Annotated in this window: 20 protein-coding genes; 14 read left to right on the plus strand and 6 right to left on the minus strand. The window is 63.2% G+C overall.

Annotation, left to right across the window (positions count from 1 at the left end; genetic code table 11):
* Window positions 1-46: 46 nt before the first annotated feature.
* Window positions 47-631, plus strand: coding sequence for a nitroreductase family protein (locus NKI99_RS09625; protein ID WP_352440235.1), 585 nt, complete (start codon window positions 47-49; stop codon window positions 629-631).
* On the plus strand, window positions 632-1,240 hold the full coding sequence (locus NKI99_RS09630; protein WP_352610673.1) for a flavin reductase family protein: 609 nt from the start codon (window positions 632-634) through the stop codon (window positions 1,238-1,240).
* Here NKI99_RS09630 and NKI99_RS09635 read toward each other — a convergent pair.
* Window positions 1,237-1,968, minus strand: a complete 732-nt coding sequence (locus tag NKI99_RS09635; RefSeq protein WP_352610674.1) for a TetR/AcrR family transcriptional regulator — start codon at window positions 1,966-1,968, stop codon at window positions 1,237-1,239. The two genes, NKI99_RS09630 and NKI99_RS09635, sit on opposite strands and share 4 nt — an antisense overlap.
* A gap of 108 nt (window positions 1,969-2,076) precedes the next feature.
* Between NKI99_RS09635 and NKI99_RS09640 the strand changes: the two genes are divergently transcribed.
* Entirely contained in the window at window positions 2,077-2,751 is a 675-nt protein-coding gene (locus NKI99_RS09640) for a methyltransferase family protein (protein ID WP_023810495.1), read from the plus strand.
* A gap of 7 nt (window positions 2,752-2,758) precedes the next feature.
* On the opposite strand, the gene NKI99_RS09645 is transcribed toward NKI99_RS09640, so the two are convergent.
* Together NKI99_RS09645 and NKI99_RS09650 are read right to left on the minus strand one after the other, a co-directional pair.
* The gene (locus tag NKI99_RS09645; protein ID WP_352610676.1) at window positions 2,759-3,640 is read right to left on the minus strand and encodes an HpcH/HpaI aldolase/citrate lyase family protein; all 882 of its coding nucleotides are present in this window, start codon (window positions 3,638-3,640) and stop codon (window positions 2,759-2,761) included.
* A 3-nt stretch (window positions 3,641-3,643) separates the two neighbouring features.
* Window positions 3,644-4,096 (minus strand): MaoC family dehydratase, encoded by a 453-nt coding sequence (locus NKI99_RS09650; RefSeq protein ID WP_352610677.1) that lies wholly within the window; start codon window positions 4,094-4,096, stop codon window positions 3,644-3,646.
* Window positions 4,097-4,246: 150 nt separating this feature from the next.
* Between NKI99_RS09650 and NKI99_RS09655 the strand changes: the two genes are divergently transcribed.
* Window positions 4,247-5,371, plus strand: coding sequence for a DUF2336 domain-containing protein (locus NKI99_RS09655; RefSeq protein ID WP_352610678.1), 1,125 nt, complete (start codon window positions 4,247-4,249; stop codon window positions 5,369-5,371).
* Here NKI99_RS09655 and NKI99_RS09660 read toward each other — a convergent pair.
* The gene (locus NKI99_RS09660) at window positions 5,368-7,434 is read right to left on the minus strand and encodes an FUSC family protein (RefSeq protein ID WP_352610680.1); all 2,067 of its coding nucleotides are present in this window, start codon (window positions 7,432-7,434) and stop codon (window positions 5,368-5,370) included. The genes NKI99_RS09655 and NKI99_RS09660 overlap by 4 nt on opposite strands.
* A 45-nt stretch (window positions 7,435-7,479) precedes the next feature.
* Window positions 7,480-9,537, minus strand: coding sequence for a DNA topoisomerase IV subunit B (gene parE / locus NKI99_RS09665; RefSeq protein WP_023810500.1), 2,058 nt, complete (start codon window positions 9,535-9,537; stop codon window positions 7,480-7,482).
* A 229-nt stretch (window positions 9,538-9,766) separates the two neighbouring features.
* Between parE and cpaB the strand changes: the two genes are divergently transcribed.
* The 10 genes from cpaB (at window position 9,767) to NKI99_RS09715 (ending at window position 19,937) form a co-directional block, all read left to right on the plus strand.
* A complete protein-coding gene (gene cpaB, locus NKI99_RS09670; RefSeq protein WP_245273189.1) occupies window positions 9,767-10,693 on the plus strand; it encodes a Flp pilus assembly protein CpaB in 927 nt (308 codons plus the stop codon).
* Window positions 10,694-10,750: 57 nt separating this feature from the next.
* Window positions 10,751-12,169: a type II and III secretion system protein family protein gene (locus NKI99_RS09675; protein ID WP_502905542.1), complete on the plus strand. Its 1,419-nt coding sequence runs from the start codon at window positions 10,751-10,753 to the stop codon at window positions 12,167-12,169.
* A gap of 4 nt (window positions 12,170-12,173) precedes the next feature.
* Window positions 12,174-12,443 carry a hypothetical protein gene (locus NKI99_RS09680; RefSeq protein WP_128303365.1) on the plus strand — a complete coding sequence of 90 codons (270 nt, stop codon included), beginning with the start codon at window positions 12,174-12,176 and terminating at the stop codon, window positions 12,441-12,443.
* 49 nt (window positions 12,444-12,492) lie between these two features.
* Window positions 12,493-13,707 carry a CpaE/TadZ family protein gene (locus tag NKI99_RS09685; RefSeq protein WP_127297210.1) on the plus strand — a complete coding sequence of 405 codons (1,215 nt, stop codon included), beginning with the start codon at window positions 12,493-12,495 and terminating at the stop codon, window positions 13,705-13,707.
* Window positions 13,704-15,128, plus strand: coding sequence for a TadA family conjugal transfer-associated ATPase (locus NKI99_RS09690; RefSeq protein ID WP_352610682.1), 1,425 nt, complete (start codon window positions 13,704-13,706; stop codon window positions 15,126-15,128). The genes NKI99_RS09685 and NKI99_RS09690 overlap by 4 nt, the downstream gene beginning before the upstream one ends.
* A gap of 4 nt (window positions 15,129-15,132) precedes the next feature.
* Window positions 15,133-16,098 (plus strand): type II secretion system F family protein, encoded by a 966-nt coding sequence (locus tag NKI99_RS09695; protein ID WP_352610684.1) that lies wholly within the window; start codon window positions 15,133-15,135, stop codon window positions 16,096-16,098.
* 1 nt (window position 16,099) lies between these two features.
* Window positions 16,100-17,062 (plus strand): type II secretion system F family protein, encoded by a 963-nt coding sequence (locus tag NKI99_RS09700; RefSeq protein WP_127322803.1) that lies wholly within the window; start codon window positions 16,100-16,102, stop codon window positions 17,060-17,062.
* Window positions 17,063-17,158: 96 nt separating this feature from the next.
* Complete coding sequence (locus NKI99_RS09705) at window positions 17,159-17,965, plus strand: PA3715 family protein (protein WP_352610686.1); 807 nt, start codon at window positions 17,159-17,161, stop codon at window positions 17,963-17,965.
* A 160-nt stretch (window positions 17,966-18,125) separates the two neighbouring features.
* Window positions 18,126-18,596 (plus strand): hypothetical protein, encoded by a 471-nt coding sequence (locus tag NKI99_RS09710; protein ID WP_023810509.1) that lies wholly within the window; start codon window positions 18,126-18,128, stop codon window positions 18,594-18,596.
* A gap of 165 nt (window positions 18,597-18,761) precedes the next feature.
* Complete coding sequence (locus tag NKI99_RS09715; protein ID WP_023810510.1) at window positions 18,762-19,937, plus strand: GGDEF domain-containing protein; 1,176 nt, start codon at window positions 18,762-18,764, stop codon at window positions 19,935-19,937.
* Here NKI99_RS09715 and gcvP read toward each other — a convergent pair whose 3' ends face one another.
* Window positions 19,938-22,748, minus strand: coding sequence for an aminomethyl-transferring glycine dehydrogenase (gene gcvP, locus NKI99_RS09720; protein WP_352610688.1), 2,811 nt, complete (start codon window positions 22,746-22,748; stop codon window positions 19,938-19,940).
* Window positions 22,749-22,765: the final 17 nt, after the last annotated feature.

The raw sequence follows: 22,765 nt of genomic DNA on the forward strand, positions 1-22,765 counted from the left end.
ATGGTGCGCTTCAGCTCAAAACAGAATGTTCAGGAGACTTGCGCCCATGGCGTCGCCGATCATCGATTTCCTGCTGACCCGAAACTCCGCTCCGATCCCCGATCTGAAGCAGCCGGCGCCGAGCGATGCGGAGATCGCGACGATGATCACTGCTGCCTCGCGGGTGCCCGACCATGGCCGATTGGAGCCCTGGCGCTTCATCGTCTACCGTGGCGACGCCCGCGTCGAGATCGGCAGGCAACTGGCAGCGCTTGCAGAGCAGCGGGAGGGCCCATTGCCGGAAGGCCGCCGCAATCAGGAACTGGCGCGGTTCTCACGCGCGCCGCTGGTGATCGGCGTCGTATCTGTCCCCCGGGAGAATCCAAAAATCCCGCAATGGGAAATGTTCCTGTCGGGCGGCATGGCGGCGATGAACCTGATGATAGCAGCGAATGCGCTGGGCTATGGCACCAACATGATCAGCAACTGGTATTCGGATGTACCGGAGGGCAGGGCGCTGCTGGGGCTGGCGCCGCAGGAGCGCGTCGTCGGCTTCATCCATATCGGCTCCTATGCCGGCCCGGCGCCGGAGCGGCCGCGGCCCGATCCGGCAAAGCTTTACGGCGACTATTCGGGGCGGTGGGCGGGCTGAATGTTCTACGAACCCTCAAAGGGCCACGGCCTGCCGCACGATCCATCGAAGGCGATCGTGGCGCCGCGTCCGATCGGCTGGATTTCGACGCTGAACGGAGCCGGTGAGATCAACCTTGCTCCATACTCCTTCTTCAATGCCGTTTCGACACGGCCGTTCATTGTCTGGTTCTCCTCCGAGGGCGAGAAGGACAGCGCCTCTTTCGCGCAGGAGACCGGTGAGTTCGTCGCCAATCTGGTCAGCCGCGATCTTGCGGAGAATATGAACCGCACATCGGTCAACGCACCGCGCGGCGTCAACGAGTTCGTCTATGCCGATCTTGCCATGGCGCCGTCGCGCTTGGTCGGGCCGCCGCGCGTGGCGGCAGCGCCGGCAGCACTCGAATGCCGGGTGACGGAAGTCTTTCGGCCAAAGGCGCTGGATGGATCGCCGACAAGCGCTGTGATTGTTGCCGGTGAGGTGGTCGGCGTGCACATCGACGACGCCTTCCTGACAGACGGCCTGTTCGACATCACCAAGGCCGGCAATGTCGCTCGTCTCGGCTATATGGACTATGCCAGCGTCGACGAGGTGTTTTCGATGCGCCGGCCGCGCTGGGACAAGGACTAGATATCAGGCTTGGCCAGCGCCTTGCCGGCACTCCTTCGCTGCCTGGCCGTCATGACGGTGCGCACATAGCCGGGCTCGCCGATCCGGATGCTTCCATCGGGCAGACCCAGTATGCGGTCGAGAGCGATCTCGTAGAGCCTGACGCGTTTCTCCAGGGCCTCGATCGCGATCTCCATGTCGGCGTCGCTGCCGCCGGCAATTGCCTTGGCAACGACGTCATGCGTGGCCATGCCGAACTGCATGACGATGTCGGCGACACCTTCCGGATCGAAGGTCCTGAAAGTGTCGTCTTCGATCCCTTGCCTGATGATCTTGACCAGCAGAGGTGAAAACGACGCGCTGGCGGCCAGATTGATACGGTGGAAAAGCACCAGATTCTCAGGCCGAAACATCGTCTCGAAAAGAGTCCAAGCTTCCGGCGCGGTCTCGATCTTGGCCCGCCGCGACTGGCTGAGCAGGCCATTCAGGCGGTCAAGCGGGTCTAGGCCCGGATCGTCGATTATGTCTTGCACGCCAGCCAGTGCCTGTCTTGCAAAGCGATCGGCCAAGGCTTCCAGAAGAGCCTCCTTGGAGGGGAAGTAGTGATAGAAGGCGCCCTTGGAGACGCCGGCGGACGCAATCACGTCGTTGAGGCTCGCTTTGTCATAGCCCTGCGTCAGAAAAAGCGTCTGGGCATGGTCCAGAAGTTCTTCTCGCCTGAACTCTGGATGCTTGATGACACGGGGCATGATGAACCTTCTGCACAGCTCGCTTGAATTACAGACCGTCGGTCGGTATGGTAGACCGATGGTCTAAAATTGCCAGCGCAAGTGAGCGGATATCATGAAAGGCCGATCATGATCGCGAAATTGGTCCTTCAAACATTCGTCTGGTTTGGCGCCATGGGCGCCTTGCTCTTCCTGTCGGCCGGCACGCTGCACTGGCCGGGGGCCTGGGTCTATCTGGTGGGGATGGTGGGGCTCAGTCTCACCTTGGGCGTGGCGCTGGCAAGGCGCGATCCCGGCCTGATGAATGAGCGGCTGAGTTCTCCCATCCAGAAGAATCAGGACACGGCCGACAAGGTCCTGCTGTCCATACTACTGTTCGCCATCTTTGGTTCGCAGATATTCATGGGGTTCGACGTCCGTTTCGGCTGGTCCGTGGTTCCCGTCTGGGTGCAGGTGGTCGGCGCGCTCGTCCTGCTGCTCGGAATCTGGATCTGCTATCTGACGATGCTGGAGAACAGTTTCGCGGCGCCCGTGGTGAGGATCCAGGATGAACGCGGACAACATGTGATCTCCACGGGGCCTTACAGCTACGTCCGCCATCCGATGTACGCCGGCGCCATCCTCTTCTTCGCCGGCACGGCACTTCTGCTTGGTTCCTGGTGGGGGCTGGCGTCGGTACTCGTGATCGTCGTTCTCCTGGCCATCCGCACCTTCATTGAAGAGAAGACGCTTCGCACCGGCTTGCGCGGCTATGACGACTATGTGGCCCGGGTCCGTTATCGCCTGATCCCGTTGGTTTGGTAGCAGGCGCTCAGGCGGAAACACCTGCCGCCTTTGCCCGCGCCAGAAGCCGCTCGGCTAGCCGCAGGTGCGGGCGGTCGAACATCCTGCCGTCGATGCTGACGACGCCGGGACTTCCCGCTGCCGCGAACGCGGCAACGATTGCCGCCGATTGTCTCACGGCGTCGACCGACGGCGTGAAGGCGGCGTTGATGACCGGCACCTGATCGGGGTGGATCGCCATCTTGCCGGTGAAGCCATCGCGCTCGGCCTCGGTGCATTCCGCTTCGAAGGCCGCCATGTCGCGAAAATTCGGGAAGACGGTGTCGATCGCCTCGACCTCCGCCGCACCGGCGGCAAGTATGGTCATGGTGCGAGCGTGACGGAACACGTCCGTGTAGCGGCCATGCTCGTCGCGGGCGCTGCGCGCGCCGATCGTCGCCGACAGGTCTTCAGCGCCCCAGGTGAGGCCGGCAAGCCGCGCGCTTGTCCCGGCATAGGTCGCCGCCGCGAGCACGCCTGCCGGCGTTTCTGTGATGATCGGCAGGATCTTGATCGCGCCGTCGGCCAAGCCGTTTTCGGCCTCGCGCACCCTGAGCTTTGCCGACAGGTGCTGCACATCCTGGCCGCTGTTCGACTTGGGCAGCATGATGCCGTCGGGTCGTGCCGGCACCAACGCCGCCAGATCGTCATCCGTCAGCGCGGTCGACAGGTCGTTGACCCTGACATATATGGCTGAACTGGTTTGCGCCCTGCGTTCCAGGATGAAGCGCGCCGCCACCTCGCGTGCCAGCGCCTTGTTGCGAGGTGCCACGGAATCCTCGAGGTCGACGATGACCACGTCGGCGCCGACACCAAAACCCTTTTCCAGTTTCCTCTGGGAATCGCCAGGGATGAACAGCAGCGAACGCATGCGTCAGATCGCCTTCTTCAGCATAATCGCTTGCCTAGTGCATTTGGCGACGAGATCGCCATGCTGGTTGTAGGCGCGATGCTCGAATTCGACGATGCCGCGATCGGGTTTCGACCTGGACTCGCGCACCGAGATGACTGTCGTCTCAACGCGAATGGTGTCGCCATGGAAGACCGGATGCGGAAACACGGTCTCCTTCATGCCGAGATTGGCGACCGTGGTGCCGACTGTGATGTCATTGACCGAAATGCCGATCATCAGGCCGAGCGTGAACAGCGAGTTGACCAGCGGCTTGCCCCATTCGCTCTTGGCGGCGAAATCGAAGTCGATGTGCAGCGGCTGCGGGTTCAGCGTCATTACCGAAAACAGCATGTTGTCGCTTTCGGTAACGGTCTTGCGCAGCGTGTGCTGGAAGACATGGCCGACAACGAACTCTTCGAGATAAAGCCCGGCCATTTCTTTCTCCTCAGGTGCTTGACGGTGATAGGCGCTGCAAATCAGGCTCGCAAGCCAGTTAATGAACATGGTGAACGGTTCGTAAACCAATTCTGCCTACGGTCGTCAGTGGGGTCAGAAGCTTCTGACAAGAGGCGTAAGCAGGCGGGCATGGTTGTTGTTTCGCATTTCCTGAAATGGATCTACACGGCCAGGGTGTCGGAGCGTGCCGCGGCGGCGAGCGCTCTGGCCCGGGCCTATATCAATTCCGAATTGCCTTTCGAGGACCGTTGCGCCGCCGAGGCGGCGCTGACGCTGTTGCTCGACGATGCCTCGTCGAAGGTGCGGCTGGCGATGGCCGAGGCGCTGTCGATGAGCCACCACGCGCCAATGCAGATCATCAGCGTGCTGGCCTCCGACCAGCCGGAAGTCGCCGGCGTGGTGTTGGCGCGCTCGCCGCTGCTCACCGACGCCGACCTGATCAACCGCGTGGCTTCAAGTCCGAAGGCGACACAGAAATTGATCGCCGAGCGGCCACTCGTCTCGATGGCGCTGTCGGCGGCCATCGCCGAGATCGGCGAGGCGGACGCCTGCGCCGTGCTGCTCGCCAACAGCGGCGCCGACATCGCCTCGCTCAGCTTCCGCCGCATGGCCGAACGACATGGGCACCTGCCGCTGGTGCGCGAGGCGCTGATATCGGATATCAGGCTGCCGGCCGACTGCCGGCATATGCTGCTCGTCAAGCTTGGCGAAATGTTGAAAACGTCGCCACTGGTGATGGCGATGATGGGCGCGGCGCGAGCCGACCGCGTCATGCGCGACGCCTGCGTCAAGGCTTCCGTGACGCTGATCGAAGGCACGCGCCAGGAAGAACATGCGGCCCTGATCGAGCATCTCAGGCTGCGTGGCGACCTTACCGCGAGCTTTCTGATCCGCACCATCGCGCATGGCAAGGTGGATTTCTTCGGCTCGGCGCTGGTCGCGCTCAGCCAGCAGTCCGAACAAAGGGTAAGGGCGCTGCTGGCCGGTGGGCACGACGTGGCCTTGCAGGCGCTGTTCCGCAGCGCCGGACTCGCCGCAGTCACCCATGCCATCATCCTGCGTGCGCTGAAGATCTGGCGCGAGGTTGCCAACGGCAAGCGCATCGCCGGTGTGCAGGAGGTCAGCTGGCTGATGCTCAAGGAAGTGGGTGGGCAATCCGCCGAAGGCGATCTTGCCGCCTTGATCAAGTCGATCCATCTCGATGCGCTGCGCGAGAACGCGCGAGGCCACGCGCTGGCGATAGCGGCAGCTTAACCTTTATCCCTCGCGAAAAAGTCGGGGAAATCCTCCATCGCGGCGGCGATGATGCGCAGCGATGCCGCGATCTGCAGCAATTCGCTGGTGCCGTTTCGCTCGGCGATGTTCGCTGCGTACTGCCGGGCGACGGCGACGGTCGAGGTCTGCGGATCGCTGGGGGCGCGGAAAAGCAGTTCGCGCGCCAGTCCCCTCAGGAAGTTGGCGATCGAAAGCGCGGTCTCGGATGGAATGGCATGGCTTTGGCTTGCATCGCGCAGCCGAAGGACCTCCAGGCCGACGGTGACGGCGGCGACTCCGCCGCCCAGAACCGCATCGCCCTTCTGACCGGCATTCTGCACCAGCGGCATCAGCTGGTTGATGCGGTCGTAGGCGAGGCTCTCGAAGGCCGAACGTCTCGGCACGCGCTCATGCAGGCAAAGCCGCGCCAGATCCTCGCGCATGGCGCGCACGATGCGGTTGGCCGCGAGCCACGGATCGGCGGGCAGCACGACGATGAAGACACCGATCGCCAGCAGGATGCCGACCAGGATCGACGCCGAACCGGCGAAGAAGGGTCCGGGATCGTAGGTCATCGCCTGGTGCGGGCTCAGGAAGGCAAGGAAGTTGATGGCGAAGGCCGTCGCCACGCCGACATAGCGTGGATTGGCCATGGCCAGCGCCGTCGGTACAAGGATGGGCACGACAAACAGCATGAACCAGCCGAAGCCGGGCAGGGCAGGCAATGCGATCTGGCCGACGAGAAAGGCAAACGGCAGCGCCAGAAGCGTTCCCTTGAAGAAACCCCAGGCGACCTGCACAGGGTCGGGGCGAGCAGCAAACAGGCTCGATACGACGGCAACGAGAATGACCGTACCGGCCGCTTCCGACCATTTCGTCGTCAGCCAGAAGGCCGCGACCAGCAGCGTGGCAAGGGCAGCACGCAAGGCGTTACGCGATGCGCCGGCGTAATCGCGATGCACCACCAGCGCAGGCTGCCTGCTGCCCCGGGCCGGACGTGTGGCAGGCGCGCGCAAGGCGTCGAGGCCGCGCAGCACCTGCTTGAGCGCATCGGCGAAATCGGCGGCGATGGTCAGGCGGGTGATAGTGCCGACCCTGTCGTTGCCCTGGTCGGTCGAGGTATCGGGCATTTGCCGGGCGTTTCCGGCAATCGCATCGAGCCGAGCCATCCACAGCGCCGTATCGTCCAGCGCGCCGGGCTTGGTCGCCAGCTCGCCGACCAGCGATTGTAATTCCGAGCGCACCGGAATGAGCGCCGCATTCTTCGGGGCGGCGTGCGAATGCAGCGCGCGTGCCGCCGAGAGCGCGGAGAGCAGTTGTCCGATGGTGCGCCGGACTGGATGGGCGCGCGGCGCGAAGCTTGGCGCTTCGAGCCTGGCATAGGCGCGCATCTCGCCGAGCGTCTGGGCATCAGTGATCAGCTTTCGGTGCAGCGCGGACAGCGTTGCCGGGTCGCCGCCGGAGAACGCACCGCCGGCATAGGTGGCAAGATCAAGGATGCAGCGTTTCAGGCGCGAGACGATGGCGTCGCTGGCCAGTTTTGGCAGGATCAGGCGGCTGGTCAGGCCGGCGCAGACAATGCCAAGCACGATCTCGGCACAGCGCGCGACCGCGAGGTCGACGACGAGATGCGGCTGTCCGAAAGCGGGCAGGCCGATGATCATTGCGGTGTAGCCCGCGAGGGCGGCGCCATAGGCTTCCGGATTGCGCAGCAGCGACGAGACGAAGGTGCAGATGCCGATCCAGACGGCAAGCACCGTTACCAGCACCCAGGGGCTGGTGCCGCAAACGGTGGTGATGCCGATCGCGGCGATGCCGCCGACCAGCGTGCCGAGCAGCCGGTAGAAGCCCTTCGCCAGTACCATGCCGGCAACCGGCTGGGCGACGATGAACACCGTCATCATGGCCCATTGCGGATGGTCGAGCTTCAGCGCATAGGCGGCTAGCAGAGCGATCAGGCCAGCCGAAACAGTGCGCAGCGAGAAAATCCAGTCCGAACGCGTCGGTTGCGTCAAGCCGGCTAAACTCGTCTCGAAATAGCCTTTCAGCCGCGCCCAGGTCACATGCTCGTCTCCGCAACTGGAGCCTTGTTATGGACCGGCTGGTGGCTAGATATCCAGCACTTCCGTCTCGGCGAATTCGGCGCGTTCCTGGATGAAGCGGAAGCGGGCCTCCGGCTTGGTGCCCATCAATGCATCGACGGCGTCCTTGGTCGCCGCCTCGGCGTCGATCACATCGATCCGAAGCAGCGTGCGCTTCCTCGGATCCATGGTGGTTTCCTTGAGTTGGGCCGCCATCATCTCGCCCAGACCCTTGAAGCGGCCAAGCTCGACCTTGCCGCGCCCGGTAAATTCGGTGCGCATAAGCTCGTCCTTGTGCGCGTCATCCCGGGCATAGGCGACCTTGCCGCCTTGCCTGATCGAGTAAAGCGGCGGTACCGCCAGATAGAGGTGGCCACCACGCACCAGTGCCGGCATCTCCTGGTAGAAGAAGGTGATCAGCAGCGAGGCGATGTGGGCGCCGTCGACGTCGGCGTCGGTCATGATGATCACGCGATCATAGCGCAAATCCTCGTCGCGGTATTTCGACCGCGTGCCGCAGCCGAGCGCCTGGATCAGGTCCGAGATCTGCTGGTTGCCGGCAAGCTTGTCGTTGCCGGCGCTGGCAACGTTGAGGATTTTTCCGCGCAATGGCAACACCGCTTGGCTGGCGCGATCGCGCGCCTGCTTGGCCGAGCCGCCGGCCGAGTCGCCTTCGACGATGAACAGTTCAGCGCCGGCCGCGGCATTCTGCGTACAGTCGGCGAGCTTGCCCGGCAGCCGCAATTTGCGCACCGCGCTCTTGCGCGACACTTCCTTTTCCTGGCGCCGGCGTACCCGCTCGTCGGCGCGCGCGATCACCCATTCGAGCAGCTTCGAGGCTTCCTGCGGGTTGTCGGCCAGCCAATGGTCGAACGGGTCGCGGATCGCGGTCTCGACGATGCGGATCGCCTCGATCGTCGCCAGCCTGTCCTTGGTCTGGCCGACGAATTCCGGCTCGCGGATGAACACCGACAGCATGCCCGCCGCCGAGATCATGACGTCTTCCGAGGTGACGATCGAGGCGCGCTTGTTGCCGACGAGATCGGCATAGGCGCGCAGGCCCCGCGTCAGCACGTTGCGGAAGCCGGCCTCGTGTGTGCCGCCTTCGCCGGTCGGGATGGTGTTGCAGTAGGAATTGATGAAGCCGTCGCCGCCGAACCAGGTCACCGCCCATTCCAGCGACCCATGGCCGCCTTGTTTCTCGCTCTTGCCGGCGAAGATTTCGCGCGTCACCTGGAAGTCGTCGCCGAGCGATGCCTTGAGATAGTCCTTCAGGCCGCCGGGAAAATGGAATTCCGCCTTGGCCGGTGTCTGGTCCTTTTCCTTGATCAGCGACGGATCGCAGGTCCAGCGGATCTCGACACCACCGAACAGATAGGCTTTCGAGCGCGTCATGCGGTAGAGCCGCGCCGGTTCGAACGCCGCGCCCTTGCCGAAAATCTGCTCGTCGGGGTGGAAGCGGATCTTTGTGCCGCGCCGGTTGTGGACCTCGCCCAACTGTTCCAGCCCGGTCACGGGAACGCCGCGCGAGAATTTTTGCCGATAGAGTTGCCGTCCCCGCGCGACCTCGACCTCGAGATGGTCCGACAGCGCGTTGACCACGGACACGCCGACGCCATGCAGGCCGCCTGATGTCTCGTAAACCTTGGAGTCGAACTTGCCGCCCGAATGCAGCGTCGTCATGATCACTTCAAGCGCCGGCTTCTTGAACTTCGGGTGCGGATCGATCGGGATGCCGCGGCCATTGTCAGTCACGGCGAGATAGCCATCGGCCGAGAGCTCGACATCGATGAAGGTGGCATGGCCGGCCACCGCTTCGTCCATCGAATTGTCGATGACCTCGGCGAACAGATGGTGCATCGCCTTGTCGTCGGTGCCGCCGATATACATGCCTGGCCGTCGGCGCACCGGCTCCAGCCCTTCCAGCACCTCGATGTCGGCGGCGCTATAGCCCTCGCTGCCGTCCTTGGTCGAGGCAGGACGCTTGGTGGCTTGCACCACCAGTGGATCCGCAGGGCGCGCTGGCGCGCGAACCGGCTGCGGCTTGTTGTCGTCATTGCCGAAAAGATCGTCCATGCCTGCCATAGAGTCCGATGCTGCGAATCACCTCGCGATACTGCCACGCTTTTCAGCGCCAAGCGACCGAGGTTCCTGTTCCGTTCGGGGATATGGCCCCTCTTACTCCAAAACCATTCGATAACCAAGCCGGCGGAAATAGGTCCGATACCGCGGTGCAGGATTCCTGATTCTTTAACAATGCCGCCTAGGGTTAAGCCCAACAAAACAAGAAACTGCGGGCATCAGGGGTTTCGGCGTGAGGGGCAAGGCCATATCGATGATCGGCATCGCCGCCGTTTTCGGGGCGATCTCGATCTTTGCCGCGGATTTCTGGGTCAAAAGCCAGGCCAAGGCCGATTCCGAAGAGAAGACGTCGTCTATTCCGGCAGCTGTCGTGCCGAAGGTCGAGTTCAAGACCATCGTGGTGGCGAATGCCCCATTGCGCTACGGCATGGCGCTCGACCGCGCGCAGCTCAGCGAAATCCCGTGGTCGCAAGAGGCCGTGCCGCAGGGCGCCTTCACCACCATCAATGCGGTGCTTGCCGATGGCAGCCGCGTGGTGCTGTCGCCGATCGAGGTCAACGAGCCGGTACTGCTGACCAAGCTGTCCGGTCCGAACGGCCGCGCGACACTCTCCAACATGATGACGCCCGGAATGCGGGCGGTCACCATCCGCACCGACGAGATAGCAGGTGTCGGCGGCTTCGTCACACCGGGCGACCGCGTTGATGTCGTGCTGACGCGCGATGCCGGCGAAATTCAGGAAGTGGCCAAGAATGCACAGGGTGCGGCCGGATCGACGGTCACCTCCGAGATTGTCGTTGCCGATGCCAAGGTGCTGAGCGTCGGGCAAGGTGCCGACGAGCGCCAGACGACGCCGCAGATTTCCAATTCGGTGACCATCGAGGTGACGACCGACGGCGCGCAGAAAGTGGCGCTGGCCCGCACTGTCGGTACGCTGTCGCTGTCGCTGCGCTCGGCCAGCGAAGGCGGCGACGGCAAGGGCGGCGTCACCACCATCTCTTCGTTCGGTGGATCGGCCGCCTCGAACGTGCAGGCCGCTGCCGGCTCGCTGTTCGATGCCGTGGTGAAAGAGCCGGAGAAGCCGAAGTTCAAGACGGTCATCGTAACGCGCGGCACAAAGGCCGAGGAATACCAGGTTCCTTCGCGGGACCAGAAATAAGCCAGTGGGGACTGGGTGAGGGACGGGACAATGTTCGGGCTGTTCACATATCGGGTCATGGGGCGGTTGCGCGTTTTGCGTGCGGCGGCTGTCGCGTCTTCGCTGGCTGCTGCCGCGATGCTGGCCTTCGGCGCCTCGGCGAGGGCTGACAACGAGATCGTCTATGTGTCGTCGACCAAGAATGCGTCAATCAAGGTCGCCAAGGGCAAGCCGAAGACGATCATGACCAGTGCCGCCTTCTACCAGATCGTCATCGGCGATCCGGAGATCGCCAACGTCAATCCGCTGACCGACAAATCCTTCTATGTGCTCGGCAACAATCTCGGCACCACCGGCATTGCCCTGTTCGATGAGAAAAAGCAGCTTGTCGGCACTGTCGACATCGAGGTGACGCTCGACACCGACCAACTGGCCAGCACCATTCGCGCCAGCGTGCCGGATGCCAGGATCACGGTCGGATCGGCCAATGGCCGGGTCGTGCTGTCGGGCGAGGCGGATGACGCGGTCGCCGCCGAAAAGGCAAACAAGATCGCGACGCGCTTTTCCGGTGCCGAGGAGGTGATCAACTCGGTCAATATCTCGTCGTCGCAGCAGGTCCAGCTCAACGTCCGCTTTGTCGAGATCAACCGCCAGGCGGGCCAGGATCTCGGCGCCAAATACGCCGCCAATTTCGCCTATGGCATGGGTGGCCGCGACGTCACGCTGCCGGCCGGATCGATACAGGGCGCGGGAACAGGCGAGATCATCGGCAAGCTGCTGTCGAATGGCGTCTCCATCGATATCGCCATCAAAGCGCTGGAAGAGCGCGGCTTGGCGCGGCGGCTGGCCGAGCCGAACCTGATCGCCCGTTCCGGCCAGACGGCGAGCTTCCTCGCCGGCGGCGAATTCCCGATCCCGGTCTCCGAGGACAACGGCAAGATCTCAGTCAGCTACAAGAAGTACGGCGTCAGCCTGGATTTCACGCCGACGGTTCTGAAGGACGGGCTGGTCAGCCTGGACATCGCGCCGGAAGTCTCTTCGATCGACGCGTCTGCCTCCTACAACATAGGCAGCATTTCGGTGCCCGGTTTCATCGTGCGCCGTGCCAGGACATCGGTCGACCTTAAGAACGGCCAGAGCTTCATGATCGCCGGATTGCTGCAGTCGCAGAACGACATCACCACCTCGCGCATTCCCGGCCTCGGCAAGATGCCGGTGCTTGGAGCGCTGTTCTCGTCGAAATCCTATCAGCGGCGCGAGACCGACCTCGTCATCATCGTCACGCCCTATCTGGTCAAGCCGGTCGATCCGTCGAAGAAGCTCGTCGAGCCGACAGATGGCACGCAGCCGGCCAGCAACGCCGATTATTTTCTCAACAACACCGAGGAAGTGAAGGGCGCCGATACCGGTCGCACCGTGGCGCTGGCAGACGGCCGCGTCACTCAACCTGCAGCGGCCGCTTCGGCTGGGCATTTCCTCGACCTGCCGAAGGATTGAAGCCATGCGTCTGGTCTTTGGATCGAGCGTCGCCTTGCTGCTGGCCGGCTTTACCGCTGGCTGCACCAGCGACGACTATGTGCGCAGCGAAGGGCCGACGGCCGGCGCCGGAAATGCGCAGGCCGCCAACACCGTCATGCAGATGGTCGATCCCTGGAAATACGGGGTCCAGAACACCAGGCTCCTGGTGCCGGCCCAACGAGGCAGTGCCGCGGCCGTAACACCCGATCAGGCGGCCGGTGCCAAGGCGTCGCAGTCCAGCACGACCAATTGATCCCACGGGCAACTGATCCAACGGTCGATCGAACTGACAGGCTGACAGAATGGCAAACGGCATCAAGACCAGGAAGATCCTGCTCGTATCGACCGACAGGACGTTTGCGCAGGACACGCGCACCGCGTTTTCCGCCTCCGAGATCATACAGCTCTCGACAGTGGAGAAGAACGTTACCGAGTTGCGCGGCGAGATCCAGGAAGCCGACTTCGGCGCCATCATCGTCGACATGGATGCGGCAAGGCTGGAGGAGGTCGAGTCGCTGCAGCGCATCATGCGCCGGCTGGAGGACAAGGTTCCTGTCGTCGTCGTCACCCAGGAGTTCAACGCGGCCGCGGTGCGTATTCTCGTGCAGCTCAAGGTCGCGGATTTCCTGGTCAAGCCGATCACCACCGCCGATCTGGTGCGCTCCGTGGTGAGGGCGCTGCAGGGACCCGGTCGGGAGGAAAACAGCGAGTCGCAGATCTACACCTTCATGCCTGCCGCGGGCGGCGTCGGCACCACGACGCTGGCGCTGCAGACCGCCTTTCAGCTGCATCACTCGGTGACGCGCGGCGCGTCGACCTGCGTCGTCGATCTCAATTTCCAGCAGGGCGCCTGTGCCGAATATCTCGACCTCGAACCGCGTTTCGACATCACCGAGATCGAGAACCAGCCCGAGCGTCTCGACCGCCAACTGCTCGACGTGATGCTGTCCAAGCATGCCAGCGGGCTGTGCGTGCTGGCGGCACCGGCGCATCCGGCAGAGATGCGCTCGTTCAAGACCGATGTCGTGGTGCGCATGCTGGACCTCGTTTCGGCCTATTTCGACAATGTCGTCATCGACATGCCACGCACCTGGTTTCCATGGACGGAAACCGTGCTGCTCGGTTCCAACAAGCTCTACATCGTCGCGGAAATGACGGTGCCGTGCCTGCGCCACACGCAGCGGCTGATCCAGGCGGTCTACGAGACTGCCGGCAAGGAAGTGAAGCCGAACGTTATCGTCAATCGTTTCGAACAGAAGATGTTCGATAACGGCATCAAGCAGGCGGACGTCCAGGAAATTCTCGGCGAGCATTTCGTCGGCGGCATCGCCAACAACTACCGGCTGGTGCGCGAAGCGGTCGATCGCGGCGTGCCGCTGCACGAGATCGATCCGAACGCCAATGTCATCAACGACCTGAAGAAGATCATCCTGCCGGAAGAAGCGGTCCCAACCCGCGCGAAATCGCGCTCGCTGTTTGGTATGGGCCGTGGATTGCTGAAGAGGAAAGCCGGATGACCAGCCGCTTCTCCGCCCTGCAGAACCGAGATGCGCGTCCGCAGCAGCGCGCGCCTGAGACGACGCCGGTCGCCCATCATGCCGTCGTCATTCCGACCAGCCGAAAGGCTTTGCCGGCAAAGCCGGACACAGCGCCGGCAAAGAATGCCAACAAGGTGCTCGATGCGCGCGTGCGTATCCACCGGCTGCTGCTCGAAGAGATCAATCTTGTCGCGCTGGAGCGTTTACCGAAGGATGAGATGCGCCGGCAAGTGCATGATTTCGTGTCGGAAAAGACCAAGCAGGAGCGGATGGCGATCAACACCGTCGAGCTTGACGCGCTGGTCGACGACATCGTCGACGAGATGGTCGGCCTCGGTCCGCTCGAGCCGCTGCTCAAGGACCCCGACATCAACGACATCCTGATCAACGGCCACATGAACTGCTTTGTCGAAAAGAAGGGCAAGCTGCAGCCGGTCCACATTCCGTTCAAGGACGAGGCGCATCTCCTGCGCATCGTCAACAAGATCGTCGCCGCGGTCGGTCGCCGCGTAGACGAATCGCAGCCGATGGTCGATGCCCGCATGCTGGACGGCTCGCGCTTCAACGCGGCCATCCGCCCGGTTGCGGTCGATGGGCCGCTGGTGTCGATCCGCAAGTTTTCCAAGAACAAGCTCGGCCTGCACAAACTGGTCGAATTCGGCGCCATCACCCAGAACATGGCCGAAGTGCTGGCGGCGGCCGTGCATGCCCGCAAGACGACGATCATTTCGGGCGGTACCGGCACCGGCAAGACGACCATGCTCAATGCGCTGTCGGCCTTCATTCCGGAAGATGAGCGGCTGATCACCATCGAGGACGCGGCCGAACTCCAGCTGCAGCAGCCGCATGTCGCGCGCATGGAGACGCGGCCGGCCAACATCGAAGGCCATGGCGAGCTGAAGCAGCGCGACCTGGTCAAGAACGCACTGCGCATGCGCCCCGACCGCGTCATTCTCGGCGAGTGCCGCGGCGAGGAGGCTTTCGACATGCTGCAGGCGATGAACACCGGCCACGAAGGGTCGATGGCGACCATTCATGCCAACACGCCTCGCGACGCCATTTCGCGGCTCGAGCAGATGCTTGGCATGACCGGCATGCCGATGACGGTACAGTCGATCCGCAGCCAGATCGCCAGCGCGCTCGACCTGATCGTTCAGCTGACGCGCCTGTCCGACGGCAAGCGCAAGGTGACCAGTGTCGCCGAGGTGACCGGCATGGAAGGAGATGTCATCCAAATGCAGGAGATCTTCCGCTTCGTGCGCACCGGCATGGAGGCCGACGGCAGGATTCTGGGGCACTACGAGGCGACCGGCATCCGGCCGCGCTTCCTTGAGGATCTGCGCGCTATGGGCATCGAGTTTCCTGGACGATATTTCGAACCCGGCCGGCCGCAGGAGTAGCCAAGTGTTCGGTGGAATGAGCGCGATCTATGTCGTTTATGCCGCGGCCGCGCTGACCGGCATCCTGATCGCCGAGGCCTGCTACCTGCTTTATGCCGGTCGCAGCGACAAACGCACCGCCATCAACCGGCGCATGAAACTGCAGGAAAGCAAGATCAGCCAGGAGCAGGTGCTTGTCCAACTGCGCAAGGAACGCGGCCTCGATGCAGGCACGCCGCTGTTTTCGCTGGATCGGTTCCGCGCTTTGCGAACCCAGTCGGGCATGATCATGCCGCTGTCGAAATTCCTGATGATCACCTGCGGCGTGGCGATGGCGATGACCCTGGTCGCCATCTGGTACGGCTTGCCGCCGCTGATGGGGCTTGTGCTGTTTGTGGTGCTTGTGCCGGTGCTGCCAGTGATCACGCTGCGCTTCAAGCGCAAGCGCCGGGTGAAGCGGTTCGGCATGCAGTTGCCGGAGGCGCTGGAACTGATCACGCGTGGCCTAAAGGCCGGCCATCCGGTGCCGGTGGCGATCGCCATGGTCGCGCGCGAGATGCCCGACCCGATCGGCACCGAGTTCGGCGTCATCGCCGACGAGGTGACCTATGGCTCCGATCTGGTTTCGGCGTTGAACTCGCTGTTCGACCGGGTCGGCCAGGAGGATCTGCCGCTGTTCGTCACTGCTGTCTCGATCCAGACCAGTTCGGGCGGCAATCTGCGCGAGATCCTTGACGGCCTGGCGACGACGATCCGCGAGCGCGGCAAACTGCGCCGCAAGGTGCGCGCAATTGCGACAGAAGGCCGGATGTCGGCCTACATACTGACGGCGGTGCCGGCGTTGCTGTTCACCGCCATCATGGCGCTGATGCCGGGCTTCTACAGCGACGTCTGGGGCGAGGCGAAAACCTGGTACCTGCTCGGTGGGTCTATCACCTGGCTGATGCTGGGCAATCTGATGATGTTCAAGATGTCGAATTTCAAGTTCTGACATGCAGGGCTTCATCGAATTCCTCGCCTCGCTTGCACCGACCTCGTTGATGCCGGTGGCCATCCTGCTGCTGGCGGCGGGTGCTGCCGCTGTTGCCTGGCCTGTTGTCATGGCGAAGGGCGACCGCAACGAGGTCATGCGCCGGCTCAGGGTCGACAACGGTCCCGTGGCCGCCAAACCAGAGCCGGTGCAGAAGAAGAATACCGGCGTCGTGCGCGAGAAGGCGGTGAAGCGGGCGCAAGAATTCTACGCCAGGAGCGATCCGGAAAATGTCGCCCGGCTGCGCATGAAGCTCATCCAGGCGGGCTACATGGAGCCGCGTGCTGTCGGCACGTTCTTCCTGATCCGGTTCAGCGCGATGATCGGCACGGCAATCGGTGTGTTTGTGCTCAACCGGTGGATGGCCAGCCCGGACGCGACGATGGCCAGTCGCTGGACATTCGTCATCCTGTCGGGAGCGGCCGGCTATTTCCTGCCCGGCCTGGTGTTGAGCCAGAAAGTGCGGGAGCGCAGGCGTGAGTACCGCAACGGCTTTCCCGATTTCATGGACCTGATGATTGTCTGCTCGGATGCCGGCATGAGCATGGAGGCGGGCATAGAGCGCGTCTCCAAGGAACTCGCCAAGACCTATCCCGCGCTCAGCCAGAACCTGCAGCTGGTGTCGCTGGAGCTGAGGGCCGGGCGCAGCCTCGACGATGCGCTGAAGGCGCTCGCCGACCGCCTCAGCCTGGACGAGGTGCGTTCCTTCGCCACATTGCTGCAGCAGTCCAAGGAACTCGGCACCAGCCTGTCGGGGGCGCTGCGCGTTTTCTCCGACGACATGCGCCATAAGCGTATGTCGTTGGCCGAGGAAAAGGCGCACGCTTTGCCGGCCAAGATGTCGGTGCCGGTTGTTGTGTGCATCCTGCCGGTGGTGCTGATGATCGCGGCCATTCCAGTCATCGTCAAAATGACGGCGCACTAGCGAGCGCTTCACAAAAGCCCTAGCAAGGGGCTGACAACCATTGTTCTGACCGAACCCGGCTTTGCAGGTGAGAAGTCCATGCTGCTGCGCACTCTCTTGCTCGGCCTTGCCGCGGCCAGCCTGTCGCCCGCCTGGGCCGTGGCCGACGATTGCGGCGATGCCGCCGCCTTGGTGCAGCAGGCCTATCCCAAAGCTCGAAAGAACGCCGACGGCACCTCGTTCACGCTCGAACCCCACACCAGCATCGCCCTGACATTCGCGTATGGCGATCCGCCGGGGCTGGTTTGCAAGATCTGGCCCGCCCATGACGACCTGCTGTTGGTCGCAGTGCCGCTGATGGAGGGGTCCCAACCCAGCGACTACGCGCATGCCGGCGATATCGAGCTTTTGATTGTCGACAGGAAGAGCCGGCAGGTGCGCCAGCGCTTGCTCCAGCCCGGGCTGATGAATGATGATGCCATCGCCATCCGCAAGGTCGAACTTGATACCGGCCGCTATGCGCTGGCACCCGATGTTACTGCCTTTGGCCTGCGCATCGAAATGGCGAACAATTCGCTGCCTAATCCCTTCAGTGAAACCGACCTGCGGCTCTATGCCGTCGATGGCGATTCCCTGAGGATGGTGCTCGATGGCCTGGTCGTGGGCGGCAATGGCGGCGAGGGCGATACCAATTGCGCCGGATACTTTCATACTAGTCGGGTTAGCCTGGCGATGAGCCCGGCCAAACATCATGGCTACCACGACATAACGGTGGTCGAGCAAATGGATACTGACAATCCGTTGCCCGACAAGGATGGCGAGTGCCAGTCCCATCCCGGCAAGTCCGTGAGCCAAACCTACCGGCTGCGCTATGATGGCAGCCGGTATACGGCTCCTGCGGGGCTCAAAGCCCTGGAGCCGTGAGGACGCCGCTGGCTGCGACTGAAGCAGCGTGGCCTGGTGGTTAATGGCTGGTGTGCCCGAAACCAAATTTTGGTGACGTTTCGGCACCAAAGTTTAAGCGTCGCTGATATAATGTGTTTCCTGAAGAACGACCCGGCAAATCGGGCGATGAGGCAGGGGCATGCGTCACAGTAACTTCACGGCAATGGCCGCGATTTCGGCCGTCTTGATGATGTCTGGCTGTACAACGGGCGGCGTCGACACCACCAAGACCACCGCCATCCAACCGGCGGCAAAGGACATCGACACCTCCGATCTGGCGCAAGGCAAGGCGCAGTTTCGCGACGCCAATTACGGCCTCGCCGAAAAGCACTTCCGCAAGGCCGTCGAGTTGAAGGCCGACAATGCGGAGGCCTGGATGGGGCTCGCTGCTTCCTATGATGAACTCGGCCGCTTCGACTTCGCCGACCGTGCCTACGGCCAGCTTTTGAAAGTCGCCGGCCGCAAGCCGCAGATCGTCAACAACATGGGCTATTCGCAACTGCTGCGCGGCAATCGCAAGAAGGCCAAGGCGCTGCTGCTCGAAGCGAAGGCCGGCATGGCCGATCCCACCGTCGTCAACGCCAACCTCGCTCTCTTGAACAAGGGTTGACCTCGCGTCGTCCAAGGGTCCGGTTTCGGGACACATGGCATCGAACGTTTTGTAAACCCTATCCGTAGGTTGCATCGATAGATCGGCTGAAAACCCATATCTGAGGGCTGCCGCTGACCTTAGAGTGCAGCGCAACCGCCGACGCTCGAGAGGCCCTTGCCCGATATGCTGGACTTCAGTTCGCTCCTGCTCGCAGCTGCGCTGTCGGGCATCTGCCTCAGCGTCACCATGTTTGCGATCTGGTTCACCGCGCCCAAGGCAGGCTTCGTGCTGACGGTGGCGTGCGGCATTCTGGTGCTCGTCGCGCATGTGATCCTGTTCTGGCGATACACCAAGGATCCCGATCCGCTGCTCTGTCAGATCGTGCTTGCGCTGCTCAGCCTGGGGTTCCTGATCCTCTGCGTGTCGGCCATGCAATATCTGGGCGTGCCCGGCCACAGACGCGCCGTTGCACCGGCGCTTGCCGCCATGGCTGTCTGTGCGGCAGTGACCTTCCTGGGGCTTGACGGTGTCGGCTTCATCGTCACCTACGCCACGGTGACGGTGCTTCTGTCGGCGATCGGCGCCATGTTTTGGATCAATGGCAGTCACGATCGCCGGATCCTGCTGGTGGTTTCGTTTCTGAGCGGCACCTGCGCTGTGTCGTTTGCGCTTTGTGGCGTGGTTCTGCTGACCAAGGGGCAATGGACGCTCGCGGTCGCGCCCGACAACTGGGCCGAACGACTGAATTCCGTCGTGGCGGTGGCTTGCATGACCGGGCTCGGCGCATTGACGCTCTCCCTCCACCATCTGCAGGCGCAGATCGAGCTGAAGGCCGAGACCATGACCGACCCGCTGACGGGGTTGATGAACCGGCGGGCGTTGACGTCGCTCTACGGCGAGCGGAGTTTCGGTCCGTTCATGTCCGTCGTCATGTTCGACCTCGACCACTTCAAGCGGACGAACGATGTCTATGGCCATCCGGTCGGGGACCAGGTCTTGTGCCGCTTCGCCGCGGTCATCAAGAAATATGCCAGGACCGGCGTCGACGCTTTTCGCCTGGGCGGCGAGGAATTCGCCGTCGTCATGTCGCGAATGACGGAAGAGAAGGCCCATGATCTCGCCAGCAAGATCTGTGTGGCCTTCGGCACCGAGATCGTCGCCACCCAACTCGGCAAGTTGCGCAGCACGGTCAGCGGCGGCATCGGCTTTGGCGAGGCAAGCGGCAGCAGCCTCGATGAGGTGCTGACCGAGGCCGATGCGGCGCTCTATGCCGCCAAGCGCGCCGGGCGAAACTGCGTCATCAGCCGTAAAAGGACAGGCAAGGCCGAACCTATCAAGCCGGCCTTGCGCTCCGCGTAATTATTCCGCCGCACCCAGATAGTCCGACAGTGGCGGGCAGGAGCAGACCAGGTTGCGGTCGCCGGCGACATTGTCGATGCGTGACACCGGTGGCCAGTATTTGGCTGCCGTGTCGGCGTCGCCGGCGGGATAGGCCGCCTCCAGGCGCGAGTAGGGATGCGTCCACTGGCCGGCCAGCACCTCGGCGGCGGTGTGCGGCGCGTTGACCAGCGGATTGTCGGCCAAAGGCCATTCGCCCCTGGCGACTTTCGCTGCCTCGCCTGCGATGGCGATCATCGCCTCGCAGAAGCGGTCGAGTTCCCGCTTGGGCTCGGATTCGGTCGGCTCCACCATCAGCGTGCCGGCGACCGGGAAGGACATGGTCGGCGCGTGGAAGCCGTAGTCGATCAGCCGTTTGGCGACATCGTCGACACTGATGCCGGCGCTGTCCTTGAGCACGCGGGTGTCGAGGATGCATTCATGCGCGATGCGATCGTGCCTGCCCTTGTAGAGAAGCGGGAAATGCGGCGCGAGCCGTGTCGCCACGTAGTTGGCCGAGATGATGGCGGTCTCCGTCGCCTGCTTCAGTCCGGCGGCGCCCATCATGCGGATATACATCCAGGTGATCGGCAGGATCGAGGCACTGCCGAATGGTGCGGCCGACACGGCGTGCGCCGAACCTTCGGTGACATGTCCCGGCAGATAGGGCTGCAGATGCGCCTTTACGCCGATCGGGCCGATGCCCGGGCCACCGCCGCCATGCGGAATGCAGAAGGTCTTGTGCAGGTTCATATGACAGACATCGGCGCCGATATCGGCGGGCCGCGCCAAGGCGACCAGCGCGTTGAGATTGGCGCCATCGAAATAGACCTGGCCGCCATGCTCGTGGATAAGGGCGCAGAGGTGGCGTGCACCTTCCTCGTAGACGCCATGCGTCGAGGGGTAGGTGAACATCAGTGCCGCGAGATTCTTGGAATGCTCGTTGGCCTTGGCTCTCATGTCGTCCATGTCGATATTGCCGTCCTCCAGGCAGCGCACAACGACAACGCTCATCCCGGCCATCGCAGCACTTGCCGGATTGGTGCCATGAGCGGAGGAGGGGATCAGGCAGACGGTGCGATGACCTTCGCCGCGTGAGCGATGATAGGCGCGGATTGCAAGCAGGCCGGCATACTCGCCCTGGCTGCCGGCATTGGGCTGCAGGCTGACGGCGTCGAAGCCGGTGATCTCCGACAGCCATCCTTCCAGTTCGCCGATCATGGCGCGATAGCCGGCCGAATGGCTTGCCGGCGCGAAGGGATGCAAATTGGCGATTTCAGGCCAGCTTACCGGCATCATTTCCGCCGCCGCGTTGAGCTTCATGGTGCAGGATCCCAGCGGGATCATGCTGCGGTCGAGCGCCAGATCCTTGTCGGCCAGCCGGCGCAGCAAGCGCATCATCTCGGTTTCCGACTTGTTCTCATGGAACACAGGCTGGGTCAGGAACTCCTTGCCGCGCGGCTTGCCAGGTACGGTGCTGTCGGCCGACGGAGAGGCCTTGGCGCCGAACAGGGCGGCGATCGCATCGAGATCGGCATCGGTCGAGGTCTCATCGAAGCTGATGCCGACATGGTCGGCATCGATGACGCGCAGCAGCCGGCCGGTCTTTTCAGCCGCAGTGGCGATCTGCGCCGCCTTGCCCTTGGTCTCCACCGTCACCGTGTCGAAACGGCTGGCGCCGATCACCGACACGCCTGCCGCTTCGAGGCCGCTTGCCAGACGATTGGCCAGCGTGTGGATGCGCCCGGCAATCGCCTGCAGCCCGGCGGGGCCGTGCCAGATCGCATAAGCCGTCGCCATGTTGGCAAGCAGCGCCTGTGCGGTGCAGATGTTGGAGGTCGCCTTGTCGCGGCGGATATGCTGTTCGCGTGTCTGTAAGGCAAGCCGGTAGCCGGGCCGGCCTTTGCTATCGGTGGATTGGCCGACCAGGCGGCCAGGCATCAGCCGCGTCAACTTGTCGGAGACGGCGCAATAGGCGGCGTGCGGCCCGCCAAAGCCCATCGGCACGCCAAAACGCTGCATCGGGCCGACGGCAATGTCGGCGCCAAGCTTGACCGGCGCATCGGTCAGCGCCAGGCCGAGCGGATCGGCAATGAAGACGACGATGGCGCCGGTCGCACGCGCCTTGTCGATCGCCGCCTTGTGGTCGCCATAGACGCCAAACGTATCCGGCCAGGAGACGAGCAAAGCAGCGGTGTTGTCGTCGATCGTCTCGCCGTCGATCTCGATGCCGAGCGGCTCGGCGCGGGTACGCACGACGTCCAGTGTCTGCGGGTGTGGCGTGCCGGCAAGTGCGATCTTGGTGCGCTTGTCGCGGTGGTGGCGCAAGGCGATGCCTATGCCTTCGGCGACCGCGGTTGCTTCATCCAGCAGCGAGGCCGACGCCACCGGCAGACCGGTCAATTCCGTGACCAGCGTCTGGAAGTTGAACAGCATCTCCAGCCGGCCCTGGCTGATCTCGGCCTGATAGGGCGTGTAGGCCGTGTACCAGGCCGGGTTCTCGAACAAGTTGCGCTGGATGACCGGCGGCACATGCACGCCGTGATAGCCGGCACCGATAAAGCTCTTCAGCACCGTATTCTTGGCCATGGTCGCCGACAATTCGGCCAGCGCTTCCGCTTCGCTGGCCGGTGCGGGCAGGGTCAGCGGCAAGTCGAGGCGGATCGACTGCGGCACGGCCTGGCTGATCAGCGTCTCGATGGACGGAACGCCGATCACGGCAAGCATGGCTCTGACATCGTTGACGCTCGGGCCGATGTGGCGGGCCGAGAAGGGAGTGAGTGCTGCGGTCATGTCAATCCGTCCTGATA

Origin of the sequence: Mesorhizobium sp. M0239 (assembly GCF_040321815.1) — a bacterium.
Lineage (GTDB): Bacteria > Pseudomonadota > Alphaproteobacteria > Rhizobiales > Rhizobiaceae > Mesorhizobium.